The organism is Streptomyces sp. NRRL S-337 (genome assembly GCF_000720175.1).
Taxonomy (GTDB): domain Bacteria; phylum Actinomycetota; class Actinomycetes; order Streptomycetales; family Streptomycetaceae; genus Streptomyces; species Streptomyces siderophoricus.
The window spans coordinates 17,322-40,971 of the sequence record NZ_JOIX01000064.1; the positions used below are offsets into that span (position 1 = coordinate 17,322).

Sequence of the window (23,650 nt, forward strand, 5' to 3'; positions counted from 1 at the left end):
GGAACGTCTCAGATCGGGGCACTTCGCCGGCTCCCGGTGCGCGGCGCAGGTCACAGGGCCACCGGGCGCGCAGCCGTACCGGGGGCCGCCGCCACAGGACGTACGGGCCGCTCAGCACGACGCCCCCCTCACCCGTGAGGGCGAGGGGGGCGGTGCGGACGGCGCCGGAGCGCTCCGGGGGCGTCAGTCGTTGCCGTTGCCCGCGGTCGGCGTCGTCTTCTGGATCTGCAGCAGGAACTCCGCGTTGGACTTCGTCTGCTTCATCTTGTCCAGCAGCAGCTCGATGGCCTGCTGCTGGTCCAGGGCGTGCAGCACCCGACGGAGCTTCCAGACGATGGCCAGCTCGTCGCTGCCCATCAGGATCTCTTCCTTACGGGTGCCGGACGCGTCCACGTCCACCGCCGGGAAGATGCGCTTGTCGGCGAGCTTCCGGTCGAGCTTGAGCTCCATGTTGCCGGTGCCCTTGAACTCCTCGAAGATCACCTCGTCCATCCGCGAGCCGGTCTCGACCAGCGCGGTGGCCAGGATGGTCAGCGAGCCGCCGTCCTCGATGTTGCGCGCCGCACCGAAGAACTTCTTCGGCGGGTAGAGGGCGGTGGAGTCGACACCACCGGACAGGATGCGGCCCGAGGCCGGGGCGGCGAGGTTGTACGCCCGGCCCAGACGGGTGATCGAGTCCAGCAGGACGACGACGTCGTGGCCCAGCTCCACCAGGCGCTTGGCCCGCTCGATGGCGAGTTCGGCGACGGTGGTGTGGTCCTCGGCCGGGCGGTCGAAGGTCGAGGAGATGACCTCGCCCTTGACCGACCGCTGCATGTCGGTGACCTCTTCGGGACGCTCGTCGACGAGGACGACCATCAGGTGGCACTCGGGGTTGTTGCGGGTGATCGCGTTGGCGATGGCCTGCATGATCATGGTCTTGCCGGTCTTCGGCGGGGCCACGATCAGACCGCGCTGGCCCTTGCCGATCGGCGAGACCAGGTCGATGATCCGGGTCGTCAGCGCACCGGACTCGCCCTCCAGGCGCAGCCGCTCCTGCGGGTAAAGGGGCGTCAGCTTGCCGAAGTCCGGCCGCCCGCGGCCCTGTTCGGGCGCCATGCTGTTGACGGTGTCGAGCCGGACCAGCGCGTTGAACTTCTCGCGCCGCTCGCCGTCCTTGGGCTGCCGGACCGCGCCGGTGACGTGGTCGCCCTTGCGCAGGCCGTTCTTGCGGACCTGGGCGAGCGAGACGTAGACGTCGTTCGGGCCGGGCAGGTAGCCGGAGGTCCGGATGAACGCGTAGTTGTCGAGGATGTCCAGGATGCCCGCGACCGGGATCAGGACGTCGTCCTCGGCGATCTGCGGCTCGTTGCCGAACTCCTCGCGGCCACCGCGGCGGCCACGGCGGTCGCGGTAGCGGCCGCGACGGCCGCGCCGGCCGCCCTCGAAGTCGTCGTCGTCGTCCCGGCGGTCGCGGTCCCGGTCCCGGTCCCGGCCCTGGCCCTGGCCCTGGCGCTGGCCGCCCTGGCCGCCGTCGCCGGCGTCGCCCTTGCGGCGGTCACCGCGGTCGCGCTGGCGGCGGTCACCGCGGTCGCCCTTCTGGCCCCGGTCCTGGCGGTCGCCGCGCTCCTGGCGCTCGCCGCCCTTGGCGGGCCGGCCCTCGCCGGTCTCCTGCGGGGCGGTGGCGGTGTCGGTGCGCGCCTCGGTCTTGGTGTCGGTCTTCGCCTCGACCTTGGTGTCGGTCTTGAGGCCGCCGTCGGCCTCGGGGCTGCCCGCGGCGGCGGTGGCCCGGCGGCGGCGCCGCTCACCGGCCGGCTGCTCGTCGCTGACCGGCTGGCCGGGGATGTCGATCTGCTGCTGGGCGCCGGCCTTGTCCGCCTTGTCCTTGGCGCCGCGCTCGGTCTTGTCGGCCTTGGCGGCCGGCTCGGCGGCCTCCTCGCCGGTGCGGGCCTTGGAGGTCGTACGGCGCTTGGGCTTGGCCTCGGCATCGGTGTCGGCCTTGGCCGCCGTGCCCGAGCCTTGGGCCTGGCGCTCCTTGATGACCTCGATCAGCTGGCTCTTGCGCATCCGCGCGGTGCCCTTGATACCGAGGCCGGAGGCCACCTGCTGCAGCTCGGCCAGGACCATGCCCTCAAGGCCGGTGCCGGAACGGCGGCGCCGGGTGGTGGCAGGCGCGGCGGGAGCGTCCGTGGCGGGCGTGGTGGCACTGCCATCGGTGCGCGCGCCCATCAGATCGGTGGTGTCGCTCACGAAGGGTCCTTCCCTGGAGCGGGCGTCGGCCTGTCTGGCTCGGCGACCGGTTGTGCTGTCCGGCTGGGTCCTCAGGTCTCGCGGACCGGGCCGGGGCGGTGGTCCCGCCGGAAGTGGCGGAGAGATCAGTTCATGATTCCGGCGCGAAGAGATGCAGAGTGACTCATGTCGTCACGCCGATTCCGGAGCATGCTCGCTACTGCTTCAGGCAACTGCTCCAAGCAGTTTGGGAGGCTCCCGGAAGAAAGGTGGTCCCGATGGGGGACACGAAGCACAGCGCCACAGCGGCGGCTCGTACTCACTTGAGGTTAACACTACCGGATCCAACAAACATTCCCCCTCTCAAAGACCGGCAATCGTCGATCAGCTGCGTGATCACCCGGCGAGCGGCAGTACACCGGTCCCTGCCGCGTCGAGGGTCAGCCGGTTCGCCGCCCACCCCTCGCCCGCCAGGGCCGCGACCTTCTCGGCCGTCGCGTCGTCGACCAGCGCGAGCACCGTGGGGCCCGCACCGGACACGACTGCGGGGACGCCGTCCGCGCGCAGTCGGTTCACCAGGGCCACGCTCTCCGGCATCGCCGGGGCACGGTATTCCTGGTGAAGTCGGTCCTCGGTCGCGGCGAGCAGCAGCTCGGGGCGCCTGGTCAGGGCCTCGACGAGCAGTGCGGCGCGGCCGGCGTTGGCCGCGGCGTCCACGTGCGGGACGGTGCGCGGCAGCAGTCCGCGGGCGGTCTCGGTGAGCACCGGCTTCCCGGGCACGAAGACCACCGGAACGATGGAATCGGCGGGATCCATCCGGATCGCCCGTGCGGTGCCGGTGTCCATCCAGGCGAGCGTGAAGCCGCCGAGCAGACAGGCGGCGACGTTGTCGGGGTGGCCCTCGATCTCGGTGGCCAGCTCCAGCAGCGCGGTGTCGTCGAGCTTCTGCTCGCCGCCTATCGTCACGGCGCGGGCGGCGACGATGCCGGCGCAGATGGCGGCCGACGAGGAGCCCAGGCCGCGACCGTGCGGGATGCGGTTGGCGCAGACGATTTCCAGGCCGCGCGGCTGTCCGCCGAGCAGCTCGAAGGCGGTGCGCATCGACCGGACGAGCAGGTGGCTCTCGTCGCGCGGGAGGGTGTCGGCGCCCTCACCTGCGATGTCGATGTGCAGCCCGGAGTCGGCGACGCGCACCACGACATCGTCGTACAGGCCCAGGGAAAGACCCAGGGCATCGAAGCCGGGACCGAGATTGGCGCTGGTAGCGGGGGTGCGCACCCGGACGGCGGCGGCGCGGAACGCGGGACCGGCCATCGCTCGATGACTCTCCTTGATTGATGCTGCGGTACTGACCTTGAGCGCCGCGGCACCGAGGTGCCCGGCCGGCTCGTGGGGTCTGTTCTGACCTGCCCTGAACACCACTGCGTTATGCCGTGGGGAGGGGAGTTGGCTGCCAGCCTATCGAAGGAAGGTTCTGCCGCGACATAGGGCGCACAAGAGGCGCACGATGCGTGTCGCGCGCCTTCCCGTGCCCCGGTGGCTGCGCCCTCGGGCTTTGCAGTCTTTGCACAGTTTGCTGTGCGGGTCGGTGACCGGACGGCGGCGTCCGGTCACCGGGCGCCGTACGGGCCGCCGGGCCCGTACGGCCGCGTCCTACGCGAGGCCGAGCCGCTCGGCCGCCGCGTCCGCGTCGATCGGGACCGTGACCGGCTGCGGCGCACCGGCGACCGCCCAGTCCGGGTCCTTCAGGCCGTTGCCGGTGACCGTGCAGACGATGCGCTGGCCCGGGTCGACCTTGCCCTGCTCGGCGGCCTTGAGCAGACCGGCCACCGAAGCGGCCGAGGCGGGCTCCACGAACACGCCCTCCTGCGCGGCCAACAGGCGGTAGGCGGCCAGGATTTGACGGTCGGTCACCTCATCGATGAAGCCGCCCGACTCGTCCCGCGCGCGCTCCGCGTACGCCCACGAGGCGGGGTTGCCGATGCGGATCGCGGTGGCGATGGTGTGCGGGTCCTTGACGGGCTCGCCGCGCACGATCGGCGCGGAGCCGGAGGCCTGGAAGCCCCACATCCGCGGGGTACGGGAGGCGATGCCGTCGGCCGCGTACTCCTGGTAGCCCTTCCAGTACGCGGTGATGTTGCCGGCGTTGCCGACCGGCAGCACGTGGATGTCCGGAGCGTCGTCGAGCATGTCGACGATTTCGAAGGCGGCGGTCTTCTGGCCCTCGATGCGCACCGGGTTGACGGAGTTCACAAGTGCGACCGGGTAGTTGTCGGACAGGCCGCGGGCCAGCGTCAGACAGTCGTCGAAATTCCCGTCGATCTGCAGGATCTTCGCGCCGTGCACCAGCGCCTGGCCCATCTTGCCGAGCGCGATCTTGCCCTGCGGGACGAGCACCGCGCAGACCATGCCGGCCCGCACCGCGTACGCGGCGGCCGAGGCGGAGGTGTTGCCGGTGGAGGCGCAGATGACCGCCTTGGCACCCTCCTCCTTGGCGCGGGTGATCGCCATCGTCATGCCGCGGTCCTTGAAGGAACCGGTGGGGTTGGCACCCTCGACCTTGAGATGCACCTCACAGCCGGTGCGCTCGGAGAGCACCTGGGCCGGCACCAGCGGCGTGCCGCCCTCGCGGAGGGTGACGACCTCGGTCGTGTCGCTGACCGGCAGCCGGTCGCGGTATTCCTCGATGATTCCGCGCCACTGACGGCTGGTGGTGGTCACGGTGGGATTGGCAGACATGGGTTCCTTTACTCCCCTTCGACCCGCATGATGCTGGCGACGCCGCGTACGGTGTCCAGCTCGCGCAGCGCCCCGACGGTCGACGACAGGGCCGCGTCGGCGGCCCGGTGGGTGACGACGACGAGGGAGGCCTCGCCGTCCTTGCCCTGCTGGCGGACCGTATCGATCGATACGCCGTGTTCGGCGAAGACCGTTGCCACCTGCGCGAGAACGCCGGGCTTGTCGGCCACGTCGAGACTGATGTGGTAGCGCGTGACGACCTCGCCCATCGGGCTGACCGGCAGCGCGGTGTAGGCGGACTCCCCGGGGCCGGTGGCGCCGGCGAGCTTGTTGCGGCAGACCGCGACGAGGTCGCCGAGCACCGCGGAGGCGGTGGGCGCACCGCCCGCGCCGGGCCCGTAGAACATCAGCTGGCCGGCCGCGTCGGCCTCCACGAAGACGGCGTTGTACGCCTCCCGGACGGAGGCCAGCGGATGCGTCAGCGGGATCATCGCCGGGTGCACCCGGGCGGTCACCGACGCCCCGTCGGCCGCCCGCTCGCAGATCGCCAGCAGCTTGACCGTGCAGCCCATGCGCTGGGCGGAGGCGATGTCCGCGGCGGTGACCTCGGTCAGCCCCTCGCGGTGTACGTCGTCGATGGTCACGCGGGTGTGGAAGGCGATCCCGGCGAGGATCGCGGCCTTGGCGGCGGCGTCGAAGCCCTCCACGTCGGCGGTCGGGTCGGCCTCCGCGTAACCGAGGGCGGTCGCCTCGTCCAGCGCCTCGCTGTACCCGGCGCCGGTCGACGCCATCCGGTCGAGGATGAAGTTGGTGGTGCCGTTGACGATGCCGAGGACCCGATTGACCTTGTCGCCGGCCAGCGACTCGCGCAGCGGCCGGACCAGCGGGATCGCGCCGGCGACCGCGGCCTCGTAGTACAGGTCCGCGCCGTTGGCCTCGGCCGCGGCGTGCAGCGCCGCGCCGTCCGCGGCCACCAGCGCCTTGTTGGCGGACACCACGCTCGCGCCGTGCTCGAAGGCGGTGGTGATCAGCGTCCGCGCGGGCTCGATGCCGCCGATGACCTCGATGACGACGTCGATGTCGCCCCGTTTGACCAGCGCGGTGGCGTCGGTGGTGACCAGCTCGGCCGGCACGCCCTCGCGCACCCGGTCAGGGCGGCGTACCGCGATCCCGGCCAGCTCCACGGGCGCGCCGATCCGGGCCGCGAGGTCGTCCGCGTGCGTCGTCATGATGCGCGCCACCTCTGAGCCGACAACACCACAGCCCAGCAGCGCCACCTTCAGCGGACGCGTACGCATCATTCGACCCCTGCTTCTCATCGATCAGCGATTTCCGTCTTGCTCCGCGCAAGACTCATGCACCAGTCTCACGCACCGGACGCCGGATTCCGTCCGTCGTCCGGATACCGAGACATTTATTTCATCCGGGGCCGGGCCCCGGCGATCCGGCCCTACCCGACATCCAGGCGCAGGAGATCTTCCTCCGTCTCGCGCCGGACGATGACCCGGGCCGTACCGTCCTTCACGGCCACCACCGGCGGCCGCAGCGCGTGGTTGTAGTTGCTCGCCATGGACCGGCAGTACGCCCCGGTCGCCGGCACCGCGAGCAGGTCCCCCGGCGCGACGTCGGCCGGCAGGAAGGCGTCGCGGACGACGATGTCCCCGCTCTCGCAGTGCTTGCCGACCACCCGCGACAGCATCGGCGCGGCGTCCGAGGTACGGGAGACCAGGGCCACGCTGTACTCCGCGTCGTACAGGGCGGTGCGGATGTTGTCCGACATCCCGCCGTCCACGGACACGTACGTCCGCAGCCCCTCCAGCTCCTTGACCGTGCCGACCTCGTAGAGCGTGAAGGCCGTCGGCCCCACGATCGCCCGGCCCGGCTCGACCGAAAGCCGCGGTACGCCGAGCCCGGCCGCCTCGCACTCCTTCGTCACGATCTCGTTCAGCGCCTTGGCGATCTCGTGCGGCTCGCGCGGGTCGTCCTCGGAGGTGTACGCGATCCCGAGCCCGCCACCGAGGTCGATCTCCGGCAGCTCGATCCCGTGCTCGTCGCGCACCTCGGTCAGCAGCTGTACGACCCGCCGCGCCGACACCTCGAAGCCCGCCATGTCGAAGATCTGCGACCCGATGTGGCTGTGGATCCCGATCAGTTCGAGCCCGTCCAGCTTCAGCGCCCGCCGTACGGCCTCCGCGGCCTGCCCGCCGGCCAGCGCGATGCCGAACTTCTGGTCCTCGTGCGCGGTGGCGATGAACTCGTGCGTATGCGCCTCGACACCGACCGTGACCCGGATCTGCACCCGCTGCCGCTTGCCGAGCTTCTCGGCGATGTGCGCGACCCGGACGATCTCCTGGAACGAGTCGAGCACGATCCGCCCCACCCCGGCCTCCACGGCCCGGGTGATCTCCTCGGTGCTCTTGTTGTTCCCGTGCAGCGCGATCCGCTCGGCGGGCATCCCGGCCGAGAGGGCGGTGGCGAGCTCACCCCCCGAACACACATCGAGGTTGAGCCCCTCCTCGTGCAGCCACCGCACGACGGCCCGGGACAGGAACGCCTTGCCCGCGTAGAACACGTCGGCGCCCGGACCGAAGGCGTCGCGCCAGGCCCGGCAGCGCGCCCGGAAGTCGTCCTCGTCCAGGAAGTAGGCCGGCGTACCGAATTCCTCGGCCAGCGCACGGACGTCCAGCCCGCCGACGGTCACCGCGCCGTCGGCGTTGCGCCGGACCGTACGCGACCAGACGTGCGCGTCAAGGGTGTTGAGGTCGGCGGGCGGCCCGGCGTAGTGCCCCTCGGGAAGGACGTCGGCGTGCCGGGGCCCGGCGGGATGCGCGGAACGGCTCATAACAGGAAGTTCCCCTCAAGAATTCACAAGCTCAGAGGTGTTCGGGTGCGGAGATGCCGAGCAGGCGCAGGCCGTTGGCGAGCACCGTTCCGGCGGCCTCGGCAAGGGCCAGCCGGGCGCGGTGCACGGCCAAGGGTTTCTGCTCCCCGACGGGCAGCGGCGGACACCCGTCGTGCCACCGGAAGAACGCCTCCGCCGTGGCCTCCAGATGCCGCACCACCCGGTCCGGCGCCCGCAGCCGCGCGGCGGCCTCGATGACGGAGGGGTAGGTGGCGAGCAGACCGTGCAGCTCCCGGATCCGGTCACCAAGCGCGGCGAGCTGGGCGGGCCGGGCGGCGGGGGCGGCGCCCAGGTCGTCCCCGAGGACCTCCCCCGGCCGGGACGCGAACCCCAGGTCATCGGCATTCCGGACCAGCGCCCGCACCCGCGCGTAGGCGTACTGCACCAGGAACCGCGGGTTCCCCTCCCGCTGCACCGGCCGCTCGGGTATCCGCACCGGATCATGAGCGGCGGGCCGCAACAACACCCACCGCGCTTCGTCACTCCCGAGCCGAGCGACCAGCGCGGCCAGCTCGTCGGGCTCGTGGGCCTCGTGGGGCTCGTGGGGCTCGTGGGGCTCTTCGGGCCGCTGGTGGGCGGAGGGCTGGACGCCGTCCCCCACCGCCGCATCGATCCGCGCCAGCGCCTCCGCGACGACGACGTCCCGGGCACCGCGACCCACGGCACCCGAGGGAGACATGGCGTACGGAGGGACGCCGGAAGAGGCACGGTGTGAGACGCCGTGAGAGGCGCCGTACGGGAGGCCGTACGAGACGCCGTAGGAGGCGCCCTGCGTAAGGATCTGGCGCACGAGGTCGACCAGCGCCCCGTCCCCCAGCGTGAAGTTCAGAAAACCCGGCCCGGCGATCTCGACCCGGTCGATCCCCGGGCTCCCCGTCAGCCGCTTCCGCAGGATCTCGGCGACCTCCCGGGCCGGCCGTCCCGCGGGCCCGGCGAGCTGCAGCGCGACGTTCGACGCGTAGTCCCCGGCCCCGGGCCGCTTGGGCGGCCGCACCACGATCCGCGCCGGCACCGGCACGGAGAGCTCCCGATCCTCAACGGCACCGCGCACGGAGCGCAGGACGGTACGGGAGAGCTCAGCCGGGGTCACGGGACAAGCGTATGGGAGAACGAGGTCATCGACGCGACCGGTTTCGCCCTGTGGACACCGAGGCGCTGCGTCCTGCGGGCCCGCACGGCAGTCACCCTGGGGCACGAGGCCAGCCGCGCGGTTCAACTATCCCGCCCCGTGCTCGCCGCCCGTACCGACATGCCCACGGGACGAGGACGGGGCGCCCTCCCCCGCGCCGACGTGCCCACCGGCCGGTGCGCCCTCCCCCTCGGACCCGGCCCCGGCTCCCCCGGCCTCCCGGCCACCGCCGTACTCCGGCTCCCCGCCCCCACCCTCGGGCCCGACCGGACTCCCTCCGGAACGCTCTCCCGGCCCACGCTCCCGTTGCTGCCGCCCCTCGCGCACCAGCTTCCCCACCGTCCGCACCAGCTCGGTCGGCTCGAACGGCTTCGCCAGGAACGCATCCACCCCCACCGACTCGCCGTTGTCCACCTCGCCCTCCGTGCAGGCGCTGACGATGGCGATCGGAATGTCCCAGGTCCGCGGATCGGACCGCAGGCGTGCCGCGGTGTGCAGACCGTTGAGCCGCGGCATCACGACATCAAGGGTCACGACATCAGGTCTCACGTGGTGCACGACATCCAGACATTCGGCACCATCAGCCGCGGTCACGACCTCGAAGCCCTCCAGCTCAAGGTTGACCCTGATCAACTGCCGGATCACCTTGTTGTCGTCCACAACAAGGATCCGACCGGACAAGCCAGGCACACCATGAGACTAGGGGCCCACCTGCGGCGCCGTCCCGGTTTTGCCCACTTCCGCCCCCATGCGAGGGACCTTTCCCCGACCGCCACCGCGGCACCGTCGCAATGCGCTAAGGCCCCCCTCCACCGACCCGAGTCGGGCACGGCAACACCTCTCCCCCACCCCTCCCCAAACCTGTTCATGAACACCCCATCGGAGCTGGTAGGGTTCTACCCGTCGCCGCAAAACACAGCGGCAACGCCCCCGTAGCTCAGGGGATAGAGCAACGGCCTCCGGAGCCGTGTGCGCAGGTTCGAATCCTGCCGGGGGCACTCTGCGGAAGGCGGCTTGATCAAGCTGCTGATTCGCTTGAGTGCGATGAATGAAGAGCCGGACCTGGTTTTCACGGGTCCGGCTTTTTGCTGTTCTGCCACCGGTTCGCAGGGCGGTGATCGGCGTGGGTTGCTGATCAGCTGAATGCGGCTCCGCCGGAAGATCCGGACGGAGCCGCTTTTCGTGGGCGCCGGAGTGGCCGCACGACGGGGGCGGCCGGGGACTCAGCTGTTGGTCCACACCTTGTGCATCCGGTCCCGGGCCTCGCCGGGTGCCGCCAGCCGTTCGAAGACATGTGAAGACATGTGGAGCCGCCCGGAAGCGGACCGGCTGTGCGGCGCGTAGTCCAGCAGCTGGGCGAGGGCTGCTCGTACGTCATCGTGGTCGGCCGTCCGGGTGGTCGGTGCTGCTCTTGGCTTCGATGATTTCGACGCCGTCAGGGCCCGTCGCCATCGGTAGCGCGCTCTATCCGTCGGCGGGGCCGCCGAGGGGGTGTGCAGCGCCTCCATCGGCACGACGGACTGAGGCGCCCGGGCACTTGTGGGCCGTCAAGTGCCCGAGGGCTGTGTGGTGTTGGGGGTCAGCCGTTCAGGTGGACCGGGAGGGATTCGACGCCGTAGACGATGGAGAGTTTGCGGAAGTCGAGGGTGTCGGGGGTGGTGGCGAGGCGCATGTGGGGGAAGCGGCGGGCCAGGGCCGGGTAGGCGGTGCGGAGTTCCATGCGGGCGAGTTCGGCGCCTACGCAGCGGTGGATTCCGTAGCCGAAGGCCAGGTGGGAGGGGACGTTGCGGGAGGGGTCGAAGACCTCCATGTCCGGTCCCAGGTTGCCGTCGCGGTCGGCGCCGCTGAGGGAGCAGAGGACGACGTCACCGGCGGCGATCTGGACGCCGGCGATTTCCAGGTCCTCGCGGGCGAAGCGCGGGAAGGCGACCTGGACGACGGTGAGATAGCGCAGGAGTTCCTCGACGTAGCGGTCGACCGCCTCGTCGCCGTCGTTGAGGGCGGCGAAGTGCTTCGGGTCCTGGAGGAGGACCAGCGCGCCGAGCGCCAGCATGCTGGCGGTGGTTTCGAAGCCGCCGGTGAGGACGCCGTCGGCCAGGCCCGCCAGTTCTTCGTCGCTGACCGTGTCGCCGTGTTCCTTGACGATCATGCCGAGGAGACCGTCGCCCGGGTTTTCCCGCTGCTTCTTGACGATGTCCCGGAAGTAGGAAAGGGATTCGGATATGGCACCGAAGGACGCGTTCGCTCCGCTGAAAAGGTCGAAGCGGGCGGCGCTGAGACGTTCGAAGTCTTCGCGGTCCTCGTAAGGGACGCCGAGGAGTTCGCAAATGACGAGCGACGGAATGGGCAGGGCGAAGGCGTGGACGATGTCGACCGGGTCGCCGTTTTTGCCCGCGGCTTCCATCGCGTCGAGGCGTTCTTCGACGATTTCATGGATGCGCGGGGTGAGCCGGCCCAGGCGGCGCATGGTGAATTCGGGCGTGAGGAGGCGGCGGAGACGGGTGTGGACCGGCGGGTCCGCGAATCCCAGGCCGCCCGGGTTCTGTTCGGCACCGGCGCCCGCCTTGCCGACGAGATTGGTGAAGTCCGAGCTGAAGGCGTTGGCCTTCCCGAGCACGGCCTTGACCTCGTCGTAACCCGTCACCAGCCATACGTTCGCGGCTATCGGCACGGGGAGCTTGCTGATGGGCTCGCGTTCACGGACGGCCGCCAAATCGCCCACGGGGTCGAGCCCTTCGCGCCGCAGCGGCATCAGGACGGACTCGGGCAAGAAAGACATTCGAGACAGATCGAATCCCTTCCTGCGCGTTCTCGACAGATACATACGGCCGGCCCAGGCGATGATCCGGGAACGGAGAGTCGTCATGACGCTAATACTGCCTTTCGTCGAGGGGGACGGTCACCCGCGCGCCCTGCCGCACAGGGCGGCCGGAGCAGCGCGGACCCTCCACTCGGCGTGCTCGGAGGTGACGTACGCCATAGCCCCTCGCTCGCGGCGGTCATGGCGCGGGTCCATGCCGTCGACCGGTGTCTTCGGTCGTCCGCTTCAGCGTGACGAGCTCGGCCTTCTGCTTTTCGGTCTGTTCGTTCGAGAGGAGTTTACAAACTGTCATCGAGTGCGTTCGCGGAACAACCCGGGAAGCCCCTGGGAGGACCCTGAGGACTCCCTGATTCTTCCCTTAGGGGTAGGGCCGGAGTGACTGGGCTGGGGGGGTGGGGTGGGCCTGGTGGTGCGCGGGGGGCGTCCTTCGGGGCCTCGGTCGGCGACAGCCTCCAGGAGTCAGGTGGCACCCCCGCCATCGCCCCCGCCCGCCTCCGCGTCCCGGCGGACTTCCATGTGGGCCACCTTGTCGTCACGGAAGGCGTAGACGTGGTGGAGGGTGGTGTCGGACCAGTGGTCGCCGGTGGCGTCCCGCAGGCCGGTGCGTACGCGGACGGCGATGCGGCCGTCGGGCTCCGCGGCCATGCCCTCCATCCGTACGAGGGGGTGGGCCACGGCGAACTGACGCTTCCAGTAGGCGAGGACGGCGTCGATGCCGTGCAGACGCGTGCCTTCGGCGACGTTCGGCCAGTCGACCTCCGGATGGAATGCGGCGCGGGTGAAGTCGTCGACCTGCTGAGTGTTGAAGATCTCGTACATGCGGCGGAGCAGCTTCGCCCGGTGGGCTGGGACGGCTTCCCCGTCGGGGGCGGTTTCCCTGTCTTCGGTCGGCATGGGGGAAGCCAAGCGGATGGGCGGACTGTTGGCCGTGAATTTCGGGTGTGTTCGTCGGTGGCGGGATGTGCGCGGGGAGGGGGTGGGTTTTTGTGGGGCCGGCGAGCAATAAGGGGGGAGGCATTTGCGCTACGTAGCGTAAGCGGTTGCGGACGCTATGGGGTCTCTTTGGCGTGAGGGAGAGGTCTCGCGGTCCACTCGGAGTCTTGCTCGGGATGATTTCTCCGTGGGGGGAGGTGCATGTTTCCGCAGCGTTCGCACTCGTGGCATTCGCCCTCGCGGTATTCGCGTTCATGGGATTCACGGAGGGCCTGGTGGTGCGGACGGGATCGAGCAACCGGTACCGGGCCGTCGGGGCGATGAGGTACGGGACGACCGGACCTCCCACCCCCGGACGTGCGGACCCCCCGGCCGCCACATCCGACATAACGGAAATACCGGCCACTGCTTGCTACGTTGCCAGGCATGACGGCGAGGGCAAGGGCGGGCGCCGCCGGACATCGTCCGGCGGACCCTTCCCCCGCGCTGCCGCCGGGGGCCAAGCAGCGCGGTGTCGAACTGGCCCTCCTCGTAGGCGCCGTGCTGATCAGCGTCTGCGGGTACGTCGTCGTCGGTCTGGCCCGTTGGCATGCGGTGCCGGGCGGGGCGGTCCGGTACGGCGCGGGGCTCGGCGGGCTGGCGCTGCTCGCGCATCTCGTGGTGCGCTTCCGCGCGCCGTACGCCGATCCCCTGCTGCTGCCCACGGCCGTGCTGCTCAACGGGCTCGGGCTGGTGCTGATCTTCCGGCTCGATCTGGAGACGCCCGGGGACCGGGCCGCGCCCGCCCAGCTGATGTGGTCGACGGTCGGGGTGGCGCTGTGCATCGCGGTGGTGCTGCTGCTGCGCGACCACCGCGTGCTGCAGCGGTACGCGTATGTGTGCGCGGCGCTCGCGCTGCTGCTGATGGTCGCGCCGATCCTGTTCCCCGCCGTGAACGGGGCGAAGATCTGGATCCGGCTGGCCGGTTTTTCCCTTCAGCCCGGTGAGTTCGCCAAGGTGCTGATCACGGTGTTCTTCGCGGCGTATCTGGCCGCCAACGGTGGCGCGCTGGCGCACACCGGCCGCACGGTGGGGCGGCTGCGGCTGCCGGCCGGGCGGGTGCTGGGGCCGGTGGTGGCGGTCTGGCTGGTCAGCGTGGCGGTGCTGGTCCTCGAACGCGATCTGGGCACCTCGCTGCTGTTCTTCGGGATTTTCGTGGTGCTGCTGTACGTGGCGACCGGGCGGACCGGCTGGCTCGCGGTCGGGCTGCTGCTCGCGGCCGTCGGGGCGGCCGCGGTGGGGACGTTGGAGCCGCATGTGCACAGCCGGGTCGAGGACTGGCAGCACCCGTTCGCCGGGATCGCGGCCGGGAAGGGGGCCGGGCAGCTCGCCCAGTCGCTGTTCGCGTTCGCCGCGGGCGGGGTCTTCGGCACCGGTCTCGGGCAGGGCCACTCGTATCTGATCGGGTTCGCCATGAAGTCCGACTTCATCCTGGCGACGTGCGGTGAGGAGCTGGGGCTGGCCGGGCTGTCGGCGCTGTTCGTGCTGTACGCGCTGCTGGTGAGCCGCGGTTACCGGGCCGCGCTGGGGCAGCCCGATCCGTTCGGCAGTCTGCTGGCCGTGGGGCTGGCGGCGCTGCCGGCGATCCAGGTGTTCGTCATCGCGGGCGGGGTGATGGGCCTGATCCCGCTGACCGGGATGGCGATGCCGTTCCTCGCCCAGGGCGGGTCGTCGGTGGTGACCAACTGGATCATCGTCGCGCTGCTGCTGAAGGTCAGCGACCGGGCGCGGGCGCCGCGGCCGGCGGGGCGGCAGCCGGCCGGGGGCGGGAGCTGGGTGGAGGGGTTCATGACGCCGGTGCGGGCCCTGGACGCGGCCGGTGGCGCGGCCGGTGGCGCGGCCGCCCCGGAGGCCGGGCGTTGATCCGCGGCATCCGGCACACCGCCGCGTTCTCCTTCCTGCTCCTCGTCGCGCTGCTGGTCAACGCCGCCCGGGTGCAGGTGTACGAGGCCGGGAGTTACGACGCCAGCCCGGCCAACCGGCGGGCGGCGATCGCCCGCTACGCGCAGCCGCGGGGCGCCGTACTCGTCGCGGGCCGGCCGGTGACCGGCTCGCGGGACAGTGGTGGGCGGCTGCGCTACGAGCGCGCGTACACCGACGGGCCGCTGTACGCACCGGTGACCGGCTACTCCTCGCAGACGTACGGGACCTCGCTGCTGGAACGCGCCGAGGACGCCGTGCTCGCCGGCACCGACCCGCGGCTCGCCGCCTTCCCCTGGTGGGACCGGCTGACCCGGACCCACCAGCCCGGCGGCCAGGTCCACACCACCGTCGATCCGCGGATGCAGCGCGCCGCGTTCGCCGGACTGGGCGGCCGGAAGGGCGCGGTGGCCGCGATCGAGCCGCGCACCGGGCGGATCCTGGCGCTGGTCAGCTCCCCGTCGTACGAACCGGGGGTGCTGTCCGGCAACGGGCCCGCGGTCGACGAGGCCTGGCGCCTGCTGAACGCCGCGGCGGACCGGCCGATGCTCAACCGGGCGCTGGGCGAGACCTATCCGCCCGGTTCGACCTTCAAGGTCGTCACCGCGGCCGCCGCGCTGGAGAGCGGCCGGGTCACCGACATCGACGCGCCGACGGACTCTCCGGACCCGTACGTCCTGCCGGGGACCGCCACCCGGCTCGGCAATGCCGCGAAGGACTGTGCGGACGCCTCGCTGAAGGAGGCGTTCCGGGCCTCTTGCAACACCGTGTTCGCGCGGCTGGGTGTCGATGTCGGGCTGCGCGGGATGGCCGCGATGGCGCGGCGGTTCGGCTTCAACGACCGCGGGCTGCGCATCCCGTCGCCGGTCGCGCCCAGCCGTTTCGACACCCGTATGGATCCGGCGCAGGTCGCGCTGTCGGCCATCGGGCAGTACGACACCGCGGCGACCCCGCTCCAGATGGCGATGGTCGCGGCGGCGGTCGCCAACGGGGGGCAGCTGACGCCGCCGTACCTCGTCGACGAGGTGACCGACGCGGACGGGGTGATGGTCGCGGCCGGTCCGCATCCGGCCACCCGCCAGGTGATCAACCCCGCCACCGCCGAGCAGCTCCAGGAGATGATGATCGACGTGGTCGAGCACGGCGGCGGCCGGCGCGCCGCCGTCAAGGGCCTGATCGTCGGCGGCAAGACGGGCACCGCCCAGCACGGGGTGCACAACGAGGGCACGCCGTATGCCTGGTTCATCTCCTGGGCGCGGACGAAGGACACCTACGAACCGACGGTCGCGGTGGCCGTGGTCGTCGAGGACGCGGCGGCCGAGCGCGCGGACATCAGCGGCGGGGGGCATGCCGCGCCGATCGCCCGGGCGGTGATGGCGGCCGCGCGGTGAACCGCTCTCCCCGGGCGCGGTGATCCGCTCCCCCGCCACCGCGGCCGGGCCCGGGCCACAATGGCCGCATGGCTGATCCGACCCCGTCCCCTTCCCCGTCCCCTTCGCCGTCCCGGGCCCCGTCCCGTCCGCCCCTGTCGCTCGCCGAAGTGGAGGCGCTGGCCCGGCGCGCGCACGAGGGGCAGACCGACAAGGCGGGCCGCCCGTATGCCGAGCATCTGGCCGCGGTGGCCGCGGGCGTACGCGAACGGGGCGGCAGCGACGAGCAGATCGCGGCGGCCTGGCTGCACGACGCGGTCGAGGACGCCGCGCTGAGCGAGGAGTGGCTGGCCGGTGCGGCGCTGACCGGGGCGACCAAGGCGATGGTGCGGGCGGTCACCAAGCGGCCGGGCGAGCCGGTCGAGGAGTACACCGCGCGCATCCTGGCCACGCCCGGTGCGCTGCTGGTCAAGGAGGCGGACCTGGCGCACAACGCCGATCCGGCCCGGCTGGCCGTGCTGGACGCAGCGACCCGGGAGCGGCTGACCGCGAAGTACGCGCGGGTGCGGGGGCTGTTGGGCCTGGCCTGAGCGCGGGGCTCCGGCCTCGGCCGGGTCGCGCCGACCCGGTCCACACCCCGGACGTCCGCACGGAAAGGTGGTAGGCACAGCTAGTCTGCGGCGATGACTCCCACCCAGCCTTCGGACCCCACGGCCCCGCGGGCGGCGCGCGTGATCGCCGCCCTGGAGGGCGTCGGCGTCCGCCGCTACACCACCGGACAGGTCATCCTCGACGGCATCGACTGGACCGTGCGGTCCGGTGAGCACTGGGCGCTGCTCGGCGCGAACGGCGCCGGCAAGACCACCGTGCTGCGTCTCATCGGTGCGCTGATGTTCCCGACGGTCGGCAGCGTCGAGGTGCTCGGGCACCGGCTCGGCTCGGTGGACGTCCGTGAACTGCGGGCGGTGATCGGGCTGGTCTCCGGCGCCCAGAAGGTTCCGCAGGACGCCACCGGACACACGGTCGTGCTGACCGGCGCGACCGGGACCGTGCAGCCGCTGTGGCGCAAGTACGACGAGGCCACCCGCGAGCGCGCCCACGCCCTGCTCGCCGAGCTGGACTGCAAGGAGCTGGCGGACCGGCCGTACGGCGTGTGTTCGGGCGGGCAGCGGGCCCGGCTCCTGATCGCCCGGGCGCTGATGGCCGATCCTTCGCTGCTGCTGCTCGACGAGCCGTTCAACGCGCTGGACCTGCCGTCCCGCGAGGACCTGATCGACGCCCTGCACCGACTCGCCACCGGGCGGCCGGAGCTGGCGACGGTGACGGTCACCCATCACCTGGAGGAGCTGTCCCCGGCCGTCGGGCACGCGGTGCTGCTGCGGGAGGGCCGGGTGCAGGCGCGCGGGCCGGTGGACGAGGTGCTGACCGGGGAGCGGATGACGGCCTGCTTCGGGCGCCCGATCGAGGTGTCCCGCCACGAGGGCCGCTGGCTGGCCCGCTCGGGCCGCCGCTAGCCAAGGCTCCGCTACGGGCTCTTCGCCGCCTCGCGGACGCCGTCCAGGAACCGCCTGATCGCGGCCCGTTCGCCGGCGTCGAAGGTGTCGAGCAGGGTGAGCGTGCGGTCGATCAGCGGGCCGAAGAACGACTGGCCCAGGGCGACCGCGCGCTCGTCCACCTCCAGCAGCACCCGGCGCCGGTCCTCGGTGTCCCGGACCCGGCGGATCAGGCCGAGCCGCTCCAGCCGGTCGACGAGCGCGGTGGTGCCGGCGGAGTTCAGGCCGAGGTGCGCGCCGAGCCGGCCGGGGGTCGAGGGGACGCCGGCCCGGGCCGCGTCCAGCAGGCCGATCAGGGCCCGCAGGTCGGTGGGGTGCAGGCCGTTGCGGCCGGCGAACTGCGCGCCGGCGAGGTCGAGTTGGAGGGTCACCTCACGCAACAGATGGATCAGCTCCATCCCCGCCGGTTCCTGCCGCTGCACCATGTCCGACCGCCTTTCCGTTCCCGCACCGTATTCTAATATCTCGCTCATCGAGATACTTGGTGAACGAGATGATGAACGGGAGGACGGACGTATGGCAGGCACCGACCCCAGCACCTTTCCCGCCGCCTATGCGCAGGCCATGGCGCGCTGGCCGATCGCCGTGGAACCACTCGACCTGCCCTCGGAGTTCGGCACCACCCGCGTCCACGCCTGCGGGCCCGCCGACGGCCCCCCGGTGGTGCTGCTGCACGGCGGCGGGAGCACCTCGGCCGTCTGGTACGCGCTCGCCCCGGCGCTCGCCGGCACGCACCGGGTCTACGCGGTGGACCAGATGGGCACCCCGGGACTGAGCGTGCCCGGTGGCCGCCGGGTGCGGCGGCCGGCGGACCTGATGGCCTGGCTCGACGGGGTGTGGGACGGCCTCGGGCTGACCTCGGCCACGCTGCTCGGGCACTCGTACGGCGGCTGGGTCGCGGCGACTTACGCGGCCCGGGCACAGCGGCGGGTGGACCGGCTGGTGCTGCTCGATCCGACCGGGTGTTTCGCCCCCTTCCGGCCGTCCTATCTGGCGCGGGCGGTGCCGCTGTTCGTACGGCCCGGGGAGCGGAGCACCCGCCGGTTCCTTCAGTGGGAGACCGGGGGCGCGCCGCCGGCCCCGGAGTTGGTGCGGCTGATGGGCGTGGGCGCGGTCGCCTTCCGGGGCGCGAAGGTGGTGACGGGTCCGCGGCCCGACCTGTCCGGACAGACGGCGGCCGGGCTGCCGGCGCTGGTGCTGCTGGCGGGGCGCAGCCGGGCGCACGACCTCCGGCGGGTGGCGGCCGGGGCCGCACGGGCGCTGCCGGGCGCGCGGATCGAGACCGTGGCGGGCGCCGCCCACCACTCCCTGCCGGAGAACGCGGACGGTGAACTCGCCCGGCGGCTGCTCAGTTTCCTGGCAGCGGTTCCCGGCGCGCCCGCCACTCCTTGGGCAGCGCCGCCACACCCGTACGGGCCGCCACCACACCGCCCGTGATGGCGCAGGTGGTGTCCACGTCGCCCAAGCCGGCGGCGGTGGCCCAGAGGGCGGATTCCAGGTCGTCGGGGGCGGGGGTGCCTCCCTGCTCCTGCAGAGCCTGGGGAAGGGCCGCGCACCACAGGGCGAACGGGACGGTGTCGTCGGCGCGGATGCGGTGGCCGCTGCCGAGTGCGGCGGCGGCCGCTTCGGGGGTCGTGCCGGGCGGCAGGGCGGCGGCGCGGAGCAGGCCCTGGCGGACCGGGCCGTCGGGGGTGCGGGCCGCGACGGCGGTAAGGGACGGCACCTCGCCGCGGGCGGAGAGCGCGGCCGCGACGGCCACCGCGACCGCGCCCGCGATGCCCTCGGGGTGGGCGTGGGTGACCCGGGCGGAGCGCGCGGCCTGGTCGGCGGCGCGGTCCAGGTCGTCGTGGAACCAGGCGCCGAGCGGGGCCACGCGCATGGCGGCGCCGTTGCCGAGGCTGCCCTCGCCGCCGAAGAGGAGGCCCGCGAGGTCCTCCCACTGCTCGGGGGTGGCGGCGACGCGGGGCAGCAGAGCGTGCATGCCGGAGCCGTAGCCGCGCCCGGGGTCGGCCCGGTAGGTGGCGGCGAACCGCTCGGCCAGCGGGCGCTCCGCGACCTCGCCGTACTCCTCCAGGACGGCGAGCAGATCGAGTGCCATGGCGGTGTCGTCGGTCCAGTGCCAGTGCAGGTCCGGGGGCGGGGTCCGGGTGGCGATCAGCTGCCGGGCCACCTCCGGCGGGCGGAAGAGGCCGAAGAAGCGCTCCCCGAAGGCGTCGCCGTACGCCAGCCCTTCGAGGGCGGTGCGGGCGGCCCGCCGGCGGTCGTCCGTGTCCATGCCGGGATCCTCCCACCCGGTCCCGGCGCCGTGGGCGCCGCCCCGGTCAGCCGGCCGCCTCGCCCTGCGCGATGGCCGCCGCGACCTCGGCCGTACGGGCCGCCTCCTCGGCGGCGAACCGCTCGGCGTCCAGTTTCTCGGCGAGTTCCTCGTCCTGGGCCATCAGCAGATCGAGGTTGGCGTCACCCAGCTCGAAGACGCCCAGGTCCACATAGGCGCGCTGGAGCCGTTCGCCCCACAGCCCGATGTCCTTGACGCACGGGACGATGCGGCTGAACAGCAGTTTCCGGAAGAGGTGCAGGAATTCGGAGCGTTCGGTGAATTCGGCGGCCTCCTTGGGCGGAATGCCGAAGTTCTCCAGGACTTCGAGGCCGCGCAGCCGGTCGCGCATCAAATAACAGCCCTCGATGACGAAGTCCTCGCGTTCGCGCAGTTCGGCGTCGGTGAGCTGCTTGTAGTAGTCGCGCAGCGCCATCCGGCCGAAGGCCACGTGCCGGGCCTCGTCCTGCATGACGTAGGCCAGGATCTGCTTGGGCAGCGGCTTGTTGGTGGTGTCCCGGATCATGCCGAAGGCGGCCAGCGCCAGGCCCTCGATCAGCACTTGCATGCCGAGGTAGGGCATGTCCCAGCGGGAATCCCTGAGGGTGTCGGCGAGCAGCGCCTGGAGATTGTCGTTGATCGGGTAGAGCATCCCGATCTTCTCCTGGAGGAAACGGCTGTATATCTCGGCGTGCCGGGCCTCGTCCATGGTCTGGGTCGCCGAATAGAACTTCGCGTCGAGGTCCGGAACGGATTCCACGATCCGGGCCGCGCAGACCATGGCGCCCTGTTCGCCGTGCAGGAACTGGCTGAACTGCCAGGCGGTGTAGTGCTGGCGCAGATCGCCGCGGTCCTTCTCGGTCATCTTGTCCCAGTACTTCGTGCCGTACAGGGACATCGACTCGTCAGGGGTGCCGAGCGGGTCCTTGGGGTCGACCTCCAGGTCCCAGTCGATCCGCAGGGTGGCGTCCCACTGCTTGTCCTTGCCCTTCTGGTAGAGCGCGAGCAGCCGGTCGCGCCCGTCGTCGTACTCCCAGTTGAACCGGGCCGCGCCGGTGGCCGGCACCGCCCACAGGTCGTCGCCCGGGTTGCGCACGTACAGGTCTCGGGTGGACACGGACGCCTCCTCCGCTCGCCAACCGCCAAGTCATGGGCGGTGGTTGGCAGGCTCACACGTTTCTTACCGGCGGGTCAATAACTCGTGCGGGAGGGATTGACGAGCTTACTGACAAGCAGTCTCATAAGAGCTGACCGCGGGTAACACGCCACTAGCGAGGTAGCCACAGCCATGACGAGCGCGCCCACCGCACTGACCGTGACGGACACCGAAGTCCTCCGGGACGCCCTCGGTCTGCTCAAGGACCGGGAACAGGTCGCCGAGCGACTGCTCGACTCCTCCGCCAAGCACTCCTTCGACCCCGACACCGAACTCGACTGGGACGCGCCCCTCGAAGAGGGCAAGTGGTTCTGGCCGCCGGAGCTGGTCTCGCTCTACGACACCCCGCTGTGGAAGAAGATGTCGCTGGAGCAGCAGCAGGACCTCGCCCGCCACGAGGCCGCCTCGCTCGCCTCGCTGGGCATCTGGTTCGAGATCATCCTGATGCAGCTGCTGGTCCGGCACATCTACGACAAGCCGGTGACCAGCGCCCACGTCCGGTACGCCCTCACCGAGATCGCCGACGAGTGCCGGCACTCCAAGATGTTCGCGCGGATGATCCAGCACGGCGGGGCGCCCACGTACCCGGTCTCGCGGCTCAACCACAACCTCGCCCGGATCCTCAAGACGGTCTCCACCACCCCGGGTTCCTTCGCCTGCACCCTGCTCGGCGAGGAGATCCTGGACTGGATGCAGCGGCTGACCTTCCCGGACGAGCGGGTGCAGAGCCTGGTGCGCGGGGTGACCCGGATCCACGTCGTCGAGGAGGCCCGGCACGTCCGCTACGCCCGCGAGGAGCTGCGCCGCCAGATGGTCACCGCGCCGCGCTGGGAGCGCGAGTTGACCCGCCTCAGCTGCGGCGAGGCGGCCCGGGTGTTCTCCGTGGCCTTCGTCAATCCGGACGTGTACCGCAATGTCGGGCTGGACAAGCGGGAGGCGGTGGCCCAGGTGAAGGCCAGCGGCCACCGCCGCGAGGTGATGCAGTCCGGCGCCCAACGGCTGACCGACTTCCTCGACGAGATCGGCGTACTGCGCGGCGTGGGCCGCCGGCTGTGGCGCGCCTCGGGCCTGCTGGCCTGAAGCGGCCGCCCGCGGCGACCGTTGGGGGCGAGCACCTGTACGAGCCGAAATCCGGGACGGATACGCTGCTGCCCATGAACGGCAGCGGCACCGCCCCAGCAGTACCCCGACCCGCCTACCGCAGGCTGAGCGTCGAGCAGCGCCGCAGCCAACTGCTCGCGGCGGCCCTCGGGCTGTTCGCCCAGCACGCGCCGGAGGACGTCTCGCTGGACGACGTGGCCACCGCCGCCCAGGTCTCACGGCCGCTCGTCTACCGCTACTTCCCCGGCGGCAAGCAGCAGTTGTACGAGGCCGCGCTGCGCAGTGCCGCGGACATCCTGGAGCGCTGCTTCGCCGAGCCGGAGACCGGGCCGCTCACCCAGCGGCTGTCCCGTGCGCTGGACCGCTACCTGGCGTTCGTCGACGAGCACGACGCCGGTTTCAGCGCGCTGCTCCAGGGCGGCAGCGTCGTGGAGACGTCCCGTACGAGCGCGATCGTGGACGAGGTGCGGCGCGCCGCGGCCGACCAGATCCTGCGCCACCTGGGCGAGCCGGAACCGGGTCTGCGGCTGCGGATGACGGTCCGGATGTGGATCACCGCCGTCGAGGGCGCCTCGCTGATCTGGCTCGACGAGGGCAAGCGGCCACCGCTCGACGAGCTGCGCGACTGGCTGGTCGACCACTTCGTCGCCCTGCTCACCGCCACCGCGGCGCGCGATCCGCAGACCGCGCGGGTGACCCGGGGAGCACTGCGGATGGAGGCCTCCGAAGGCCCGGTCGGCGATCTGGCCCGCCGCATCCTGCCGGTCGTGAGTGACGCCGGGCACCTGCTGTGACCTGCGCGGCGATCCCCGTGATGTGAGACTGGGGACGTGCGAAGCGAGAACACGCCCTTCGTCGGCGGGCCCCTCGACGGCCGGGTGCTGCCCGTGCTGGTCGGGATGACCGGCCAGCCGCCGAAGACCTACGAGATCCCGGTGCCGAACGACGACGGGCGGCCCCCGACCCTCCATGTCTACCGACGGGTCCCGGACCGCGTGGGCCGCCTGGGCCTGCCCCGCGGGTGGCGCTACGAGTACACGGGTACGCGGTAGCGGTAGCGGTAGCTCTTTCCCCCACGTACTCGGCTGCAGCGCCGTGGTCGTTGCTCGCCGGTGCGCTTTGCGGTGCCTCGTACGTAGCTGGCTGTCCCGCCGCGGTTGTTGCTCGCCGTTGCGCTTTGCGGCGCGCCGCACGTAGCTCGCCGTCCCGCCGCGGGGCTTGGTCGCCGTTGCGCTTTGCGGCGCCGCGTACGTAGCTGTCTGTCTCGCCGCGGGTCGTCTCGCCGTTGCGCGCTTTGCGGCGCCTCCCACGTACTTGGCCGTCCCGCCGCGGTTGTTGTTCGCCGTTGCGCCTGCGGCGGGCTGGGTTGTGGTGGGTGCGGTGACGGGCCTCCGGGGCCGGTGTTTGGGACTGCTGTCGCTTTACGTCCCAAACACCGGCCCCTCCGGCCCGTCCCCTCCCGTTG

The 23,650-nt window shown here is 71.7% G+C and carries 21 protein-coding genes and 1 tRNA gene; 10 read left to right on the forward strand and 12 right to left on the reverse strand.

What is annotated here, in order from left to right; translation table 11 throughout:
• Positions 1-183: 183 nt before the first annotated feature.
• The 7 genes from rho to IG62_RS50315 all read right to left on the reverse strand — a co-directional run bounded on the left by rho (position 184) and on the right by IG62_RS50315 (position 9,638).
• Positions 184-2,229, reverse strand: coding sequence for a transcription termination factor Rho (rho, locus tag IG62_RS0131395; protein WP_030811034.1), 2,046 nt, complete (start codon positions 2,227-2,229; stop codon positions 184-186).
• A 375-nt stretch (positions 2,230-2,604) separates the two neighbouring features.
• Entirely contained in the window at positions 2,605-3,522 is a 918-nt protein-coding gene (thrB, locus tag IG62_RS0131400; RefSeq protein ID WP_030811036.1) for a homoserine kinase, read from the reverse strand.
• A 339-nt stretch (positions 3,523-3,861) separates the two neighbouring features.
• Entirely contained in the window at positions 3,862-4,947 is a 1,086-nt protein-coding gene (thrC, locus tag IG62_RS0131405) for a threonine synthase (RefSeq protein WP_030811043.1), read from the reverse strand.
• 8 nt (positions 4,948-4,955) lie between these two features.
• Entirely contained in the window at positions 4,956-6,248 is a 1,293-nt protein-coding gene (locus IG62_RS0131410; protein WP_030811045.1) for a homoserine dehydrogenase, read from the reverse strand.
• 149 nt (positions 6,249-6,397) lie between these two features.
• Complete coding sequence (lysA, locus tag IG62_RS0131415; RefSeq protein WP_030811047.1) at positions 6,398-7,789, reverse strand: diaminopimelate decarboxylase; 1,392 nt, start codon at positions 7,787-7,789, stop codon at positions 6,398-6,400.
• 31 nt (positions 7,790-7,820) lie between these two features.
• Positions 7,821-8,939, reverse strand: coding sequence for an ArgS-related anticodon-binding protein NrtL (nrtL, locus tag IG62_RS0131420; RefSeq protein ID WP_030811049.1), 1,119 nt, complete (start codon positions 8,937-8,939; stop codon positions 7,821-7,823).
• A gap of 126 nt (positions 8,940-9,065) precedes the next feature.
• On the reverse strand, positions 9,066-9,638 hold the full coding sequence (locus IG62_RS50315; RefSeq protein ID WP_420711138.1) for a response regulator: 573 nt from the start codon (positions 9,636-9,638) through the stop codon (positions 9,066-9,068).
• A 266-nt stretch (positions 9,639-9,904) separates the two neighbouring features.
• On the opposite strand from IG62_RS50315, the gene IG62_RS0131430 reads away from it, so the two are divergent.
• Both IG62_RS0131430 and IG62_RS49695 read left to right on the forward strand, forming a co-directional pair.
• Positions 9,905-9,976, forward strand: a tRNA-Arg gene (locus IG62_RS0131430).
• A gap of 16 nt (positions 9,977-9,992) precedes the next feature.
• Complete coding sequence (locus IG62_RS49695) at positions 9,993-10,121, forward strand: hypothetical protein (RefSeq protein WP_267887929.1); 129 nt, start codon at positions 9,993-9,995, stop codon at positions 10,119-10,121.
• Positions 10,122-10,557: 436 nt separating this feature from the next.
• Here IG62_RS49695 and IG62_RS0131435 read toward each other — a convergent pair whose 3' ends face one another.
• Together IG62_RS0131435 and IG62_RS0131445 are read right to left on the reverse strand one after the other, a co-directional pair.
• Positions 10,558-11,844, reverse strand: a complete 1,287-nt coding sequence (locus tag IG62_RS0131435) for a cytochrome P450 (protein WP_030811054.1) — start codon at positions 11,842-11,844, stop codon at positions 10,558-10,560.
• Positions 11,845-12,258: 414 nt separating this feature from the next.
• Entirely contained in the window at positions 12,259-12,693 is a 435-nt protein-coding gene (locus IG62_RS0131445; RefSeq protein WP_051798850.1) for a nuclear transport factor 2 family protein, read from the reverse strand.
• A 465-nt stretch (positions 12,694-13,158) separates the two neighbouring features.
• On the opposite strand from IG62_RS0131445, the gene IG62_RS0131450 reads away from it, so the two are divergent.
• The 4 genes from IG62_RS0131450 to IG62_RS0131465 all read left to right on the forward strand — a co-directional run bounded on the left by IG62_RS0131450 (position 13,159) and on the right by IG62_RS0131465 (position 17,575).
• Entirely contained in the window at positions 13,159-14,634 is a 1,476-nt protein-coding gene (locus IG62_RS0131450) for an FtsW/RodA/SpoVE family cell cycle protein (RefSeq protein ID WP_078872356.1), read from the forward strand.
• Entirely contained in the window at positions 14,631-16,082 is a 1,452-nt protein-coding gene (locus tag IG62_RS0131455) for a penicillin-binding transpeptidase domain-containing protein (RefSeq protein ID WP_030811063.1), read from the forward strand. The genes IG62_RS0131450 and IG62_RS0131455 overlap by 4 nt, the downstream gene beginning before the upstream one ends.
• A 68-nt stretch (positions 16,083-16,150) precedes the next feature.
• Positions 16,151-16,651 (forward strand): HD domain-containing protein, encoded by a 501-nt coding sequence (locus tag IG62_RS0131460; RefSeq protein WP_051798852.1) that lies wholly within the window; start codon positions 16,151-16,153, stop codon positions 16,649-16,651.
• A gap of 93 nt (positions 16,652-16,744) precedes the next feature.
• Positions 16,745-17,575, forward strand: a complete 831-nt coding sequence (locus IG62_RS0131465) for an ABC transporter ATP-binding protein (RefSeq protein ID WP_051798853.1) — start codon at positions 16,745-16,747, stop codon at positions 17,573-17,575.
• Positions 17,576-17,586: 11 nt separating this feature from the next.
• Here IG62_RS0131465 and IG62_RS0131470 read toward each other — a convergent pair whose 3' ends face one another.
• Positions 17,587-18,039, reverse strand: a complete 453-nt coding sequence (locus tag IG62_RS0131470; RefSeq protein WP_234326818.1) for a MarR family winged helix-turn-helix transcriptional regulator — start codon at positions 18,037-18,039, stop codon at positions 17,587-17,589.
• Positions 18,040-18,130: 91 nt separating this feature from the next.
• Here IG62_RS0131470 and IG62_RS0131475 point away from each other — a divergent pair, with 91 nt between their 5' ends.
• Positions 18,131-19,051, forward strand: coding sequence for an alpha/beta fold hydrolase (locus IG62_RS0131475; RefSeq protein WP_051798854.1), 921 nt, complete (start codon positions 18,131-18,133; stop codon positions 19,049-19,051).
• Here the strand turns inward: IG62_RS0131475 and IG62_RS0131480 are convergent.
• Positions 18,963-19,889 carry an ADP-ribosylglycohydrolase family protein gene (locus tag IG62_RS0131480; RefSeq protein ID WP_030811077.1) on the reverse strand — a complete coding sequence of 309 codons (927 nt, stop codon included), beginning with the start codon at positions 19,887-19,889 and terminating at the stop codon, positions 18,963-18,965. The genes IG62_RS0131475 and IG62_RS0131480 overlap by 89 nt on opposite strands.
• A 46-nt stretch (positions 19,890-19,935) precedes the next feature.
• The gene (locus IG62_RS0131485) at positions 19,936-21,045 is read right to left on the reverse strand and encodes a ferritin-like domain-containing protein (protein ID WP_030811080.1); all 1,110 of its coding nucleotides are present in this window, start codon (positions 21,043-21,045) and stop codon (positions 19,936-19,938) included.
• Between the two features lie 171 nt (positions 21,046-21,216).
• Here IG62_RS0131485 and IG62_RS0131490 point away from each other — a divergent pair, with 171 nt between their 5' ends.
• The 3 genes from IG62_RS0131490 (at position 21,217) to IG62_RS0131500 (ending at position 23,237) form a co-directional block, all read left to right on the forward strand.
• Positions 21,217-22,164: an AurF N-oxygenase family protein gene (locus IG62_RS0131490; RefSeq protein WP_030811083.1), complete on the forward strand. Its 948-nt coding sequence runs from the start codon at positions 21,217-21,219 to the stop codon at positions 22,162-22,164.
• A gap of 74 nt (positions 22,165-22,238) precedes the next feature.
• On the forward strand, positions 22,239-22,979 hold the full coding sequence (locus IG62_RS0131495; protein ID WP_051798857.1) for a TetR/AcrR family transcriptional regulator: 741 nt from the start codon (positions 22,239-22,241) through the stop codon (positions 22,977-22,979).
• 36 nt (positions 22,980-23,015) lie between these two features.
• The gene (locus IG62_RS0131500) at positions 23,016-23,237 is read left to right on the forward strand and encodes a hypothetical protein (protein ID WP_051798858.1); all 222 of its coding nucleotides are present in this window, start codon (positions 23,016-23,018) and stop codon (positions 23,235-23,237) included.
• Positions 23,238-23,650: the final 413 nt, after the last annotated feature.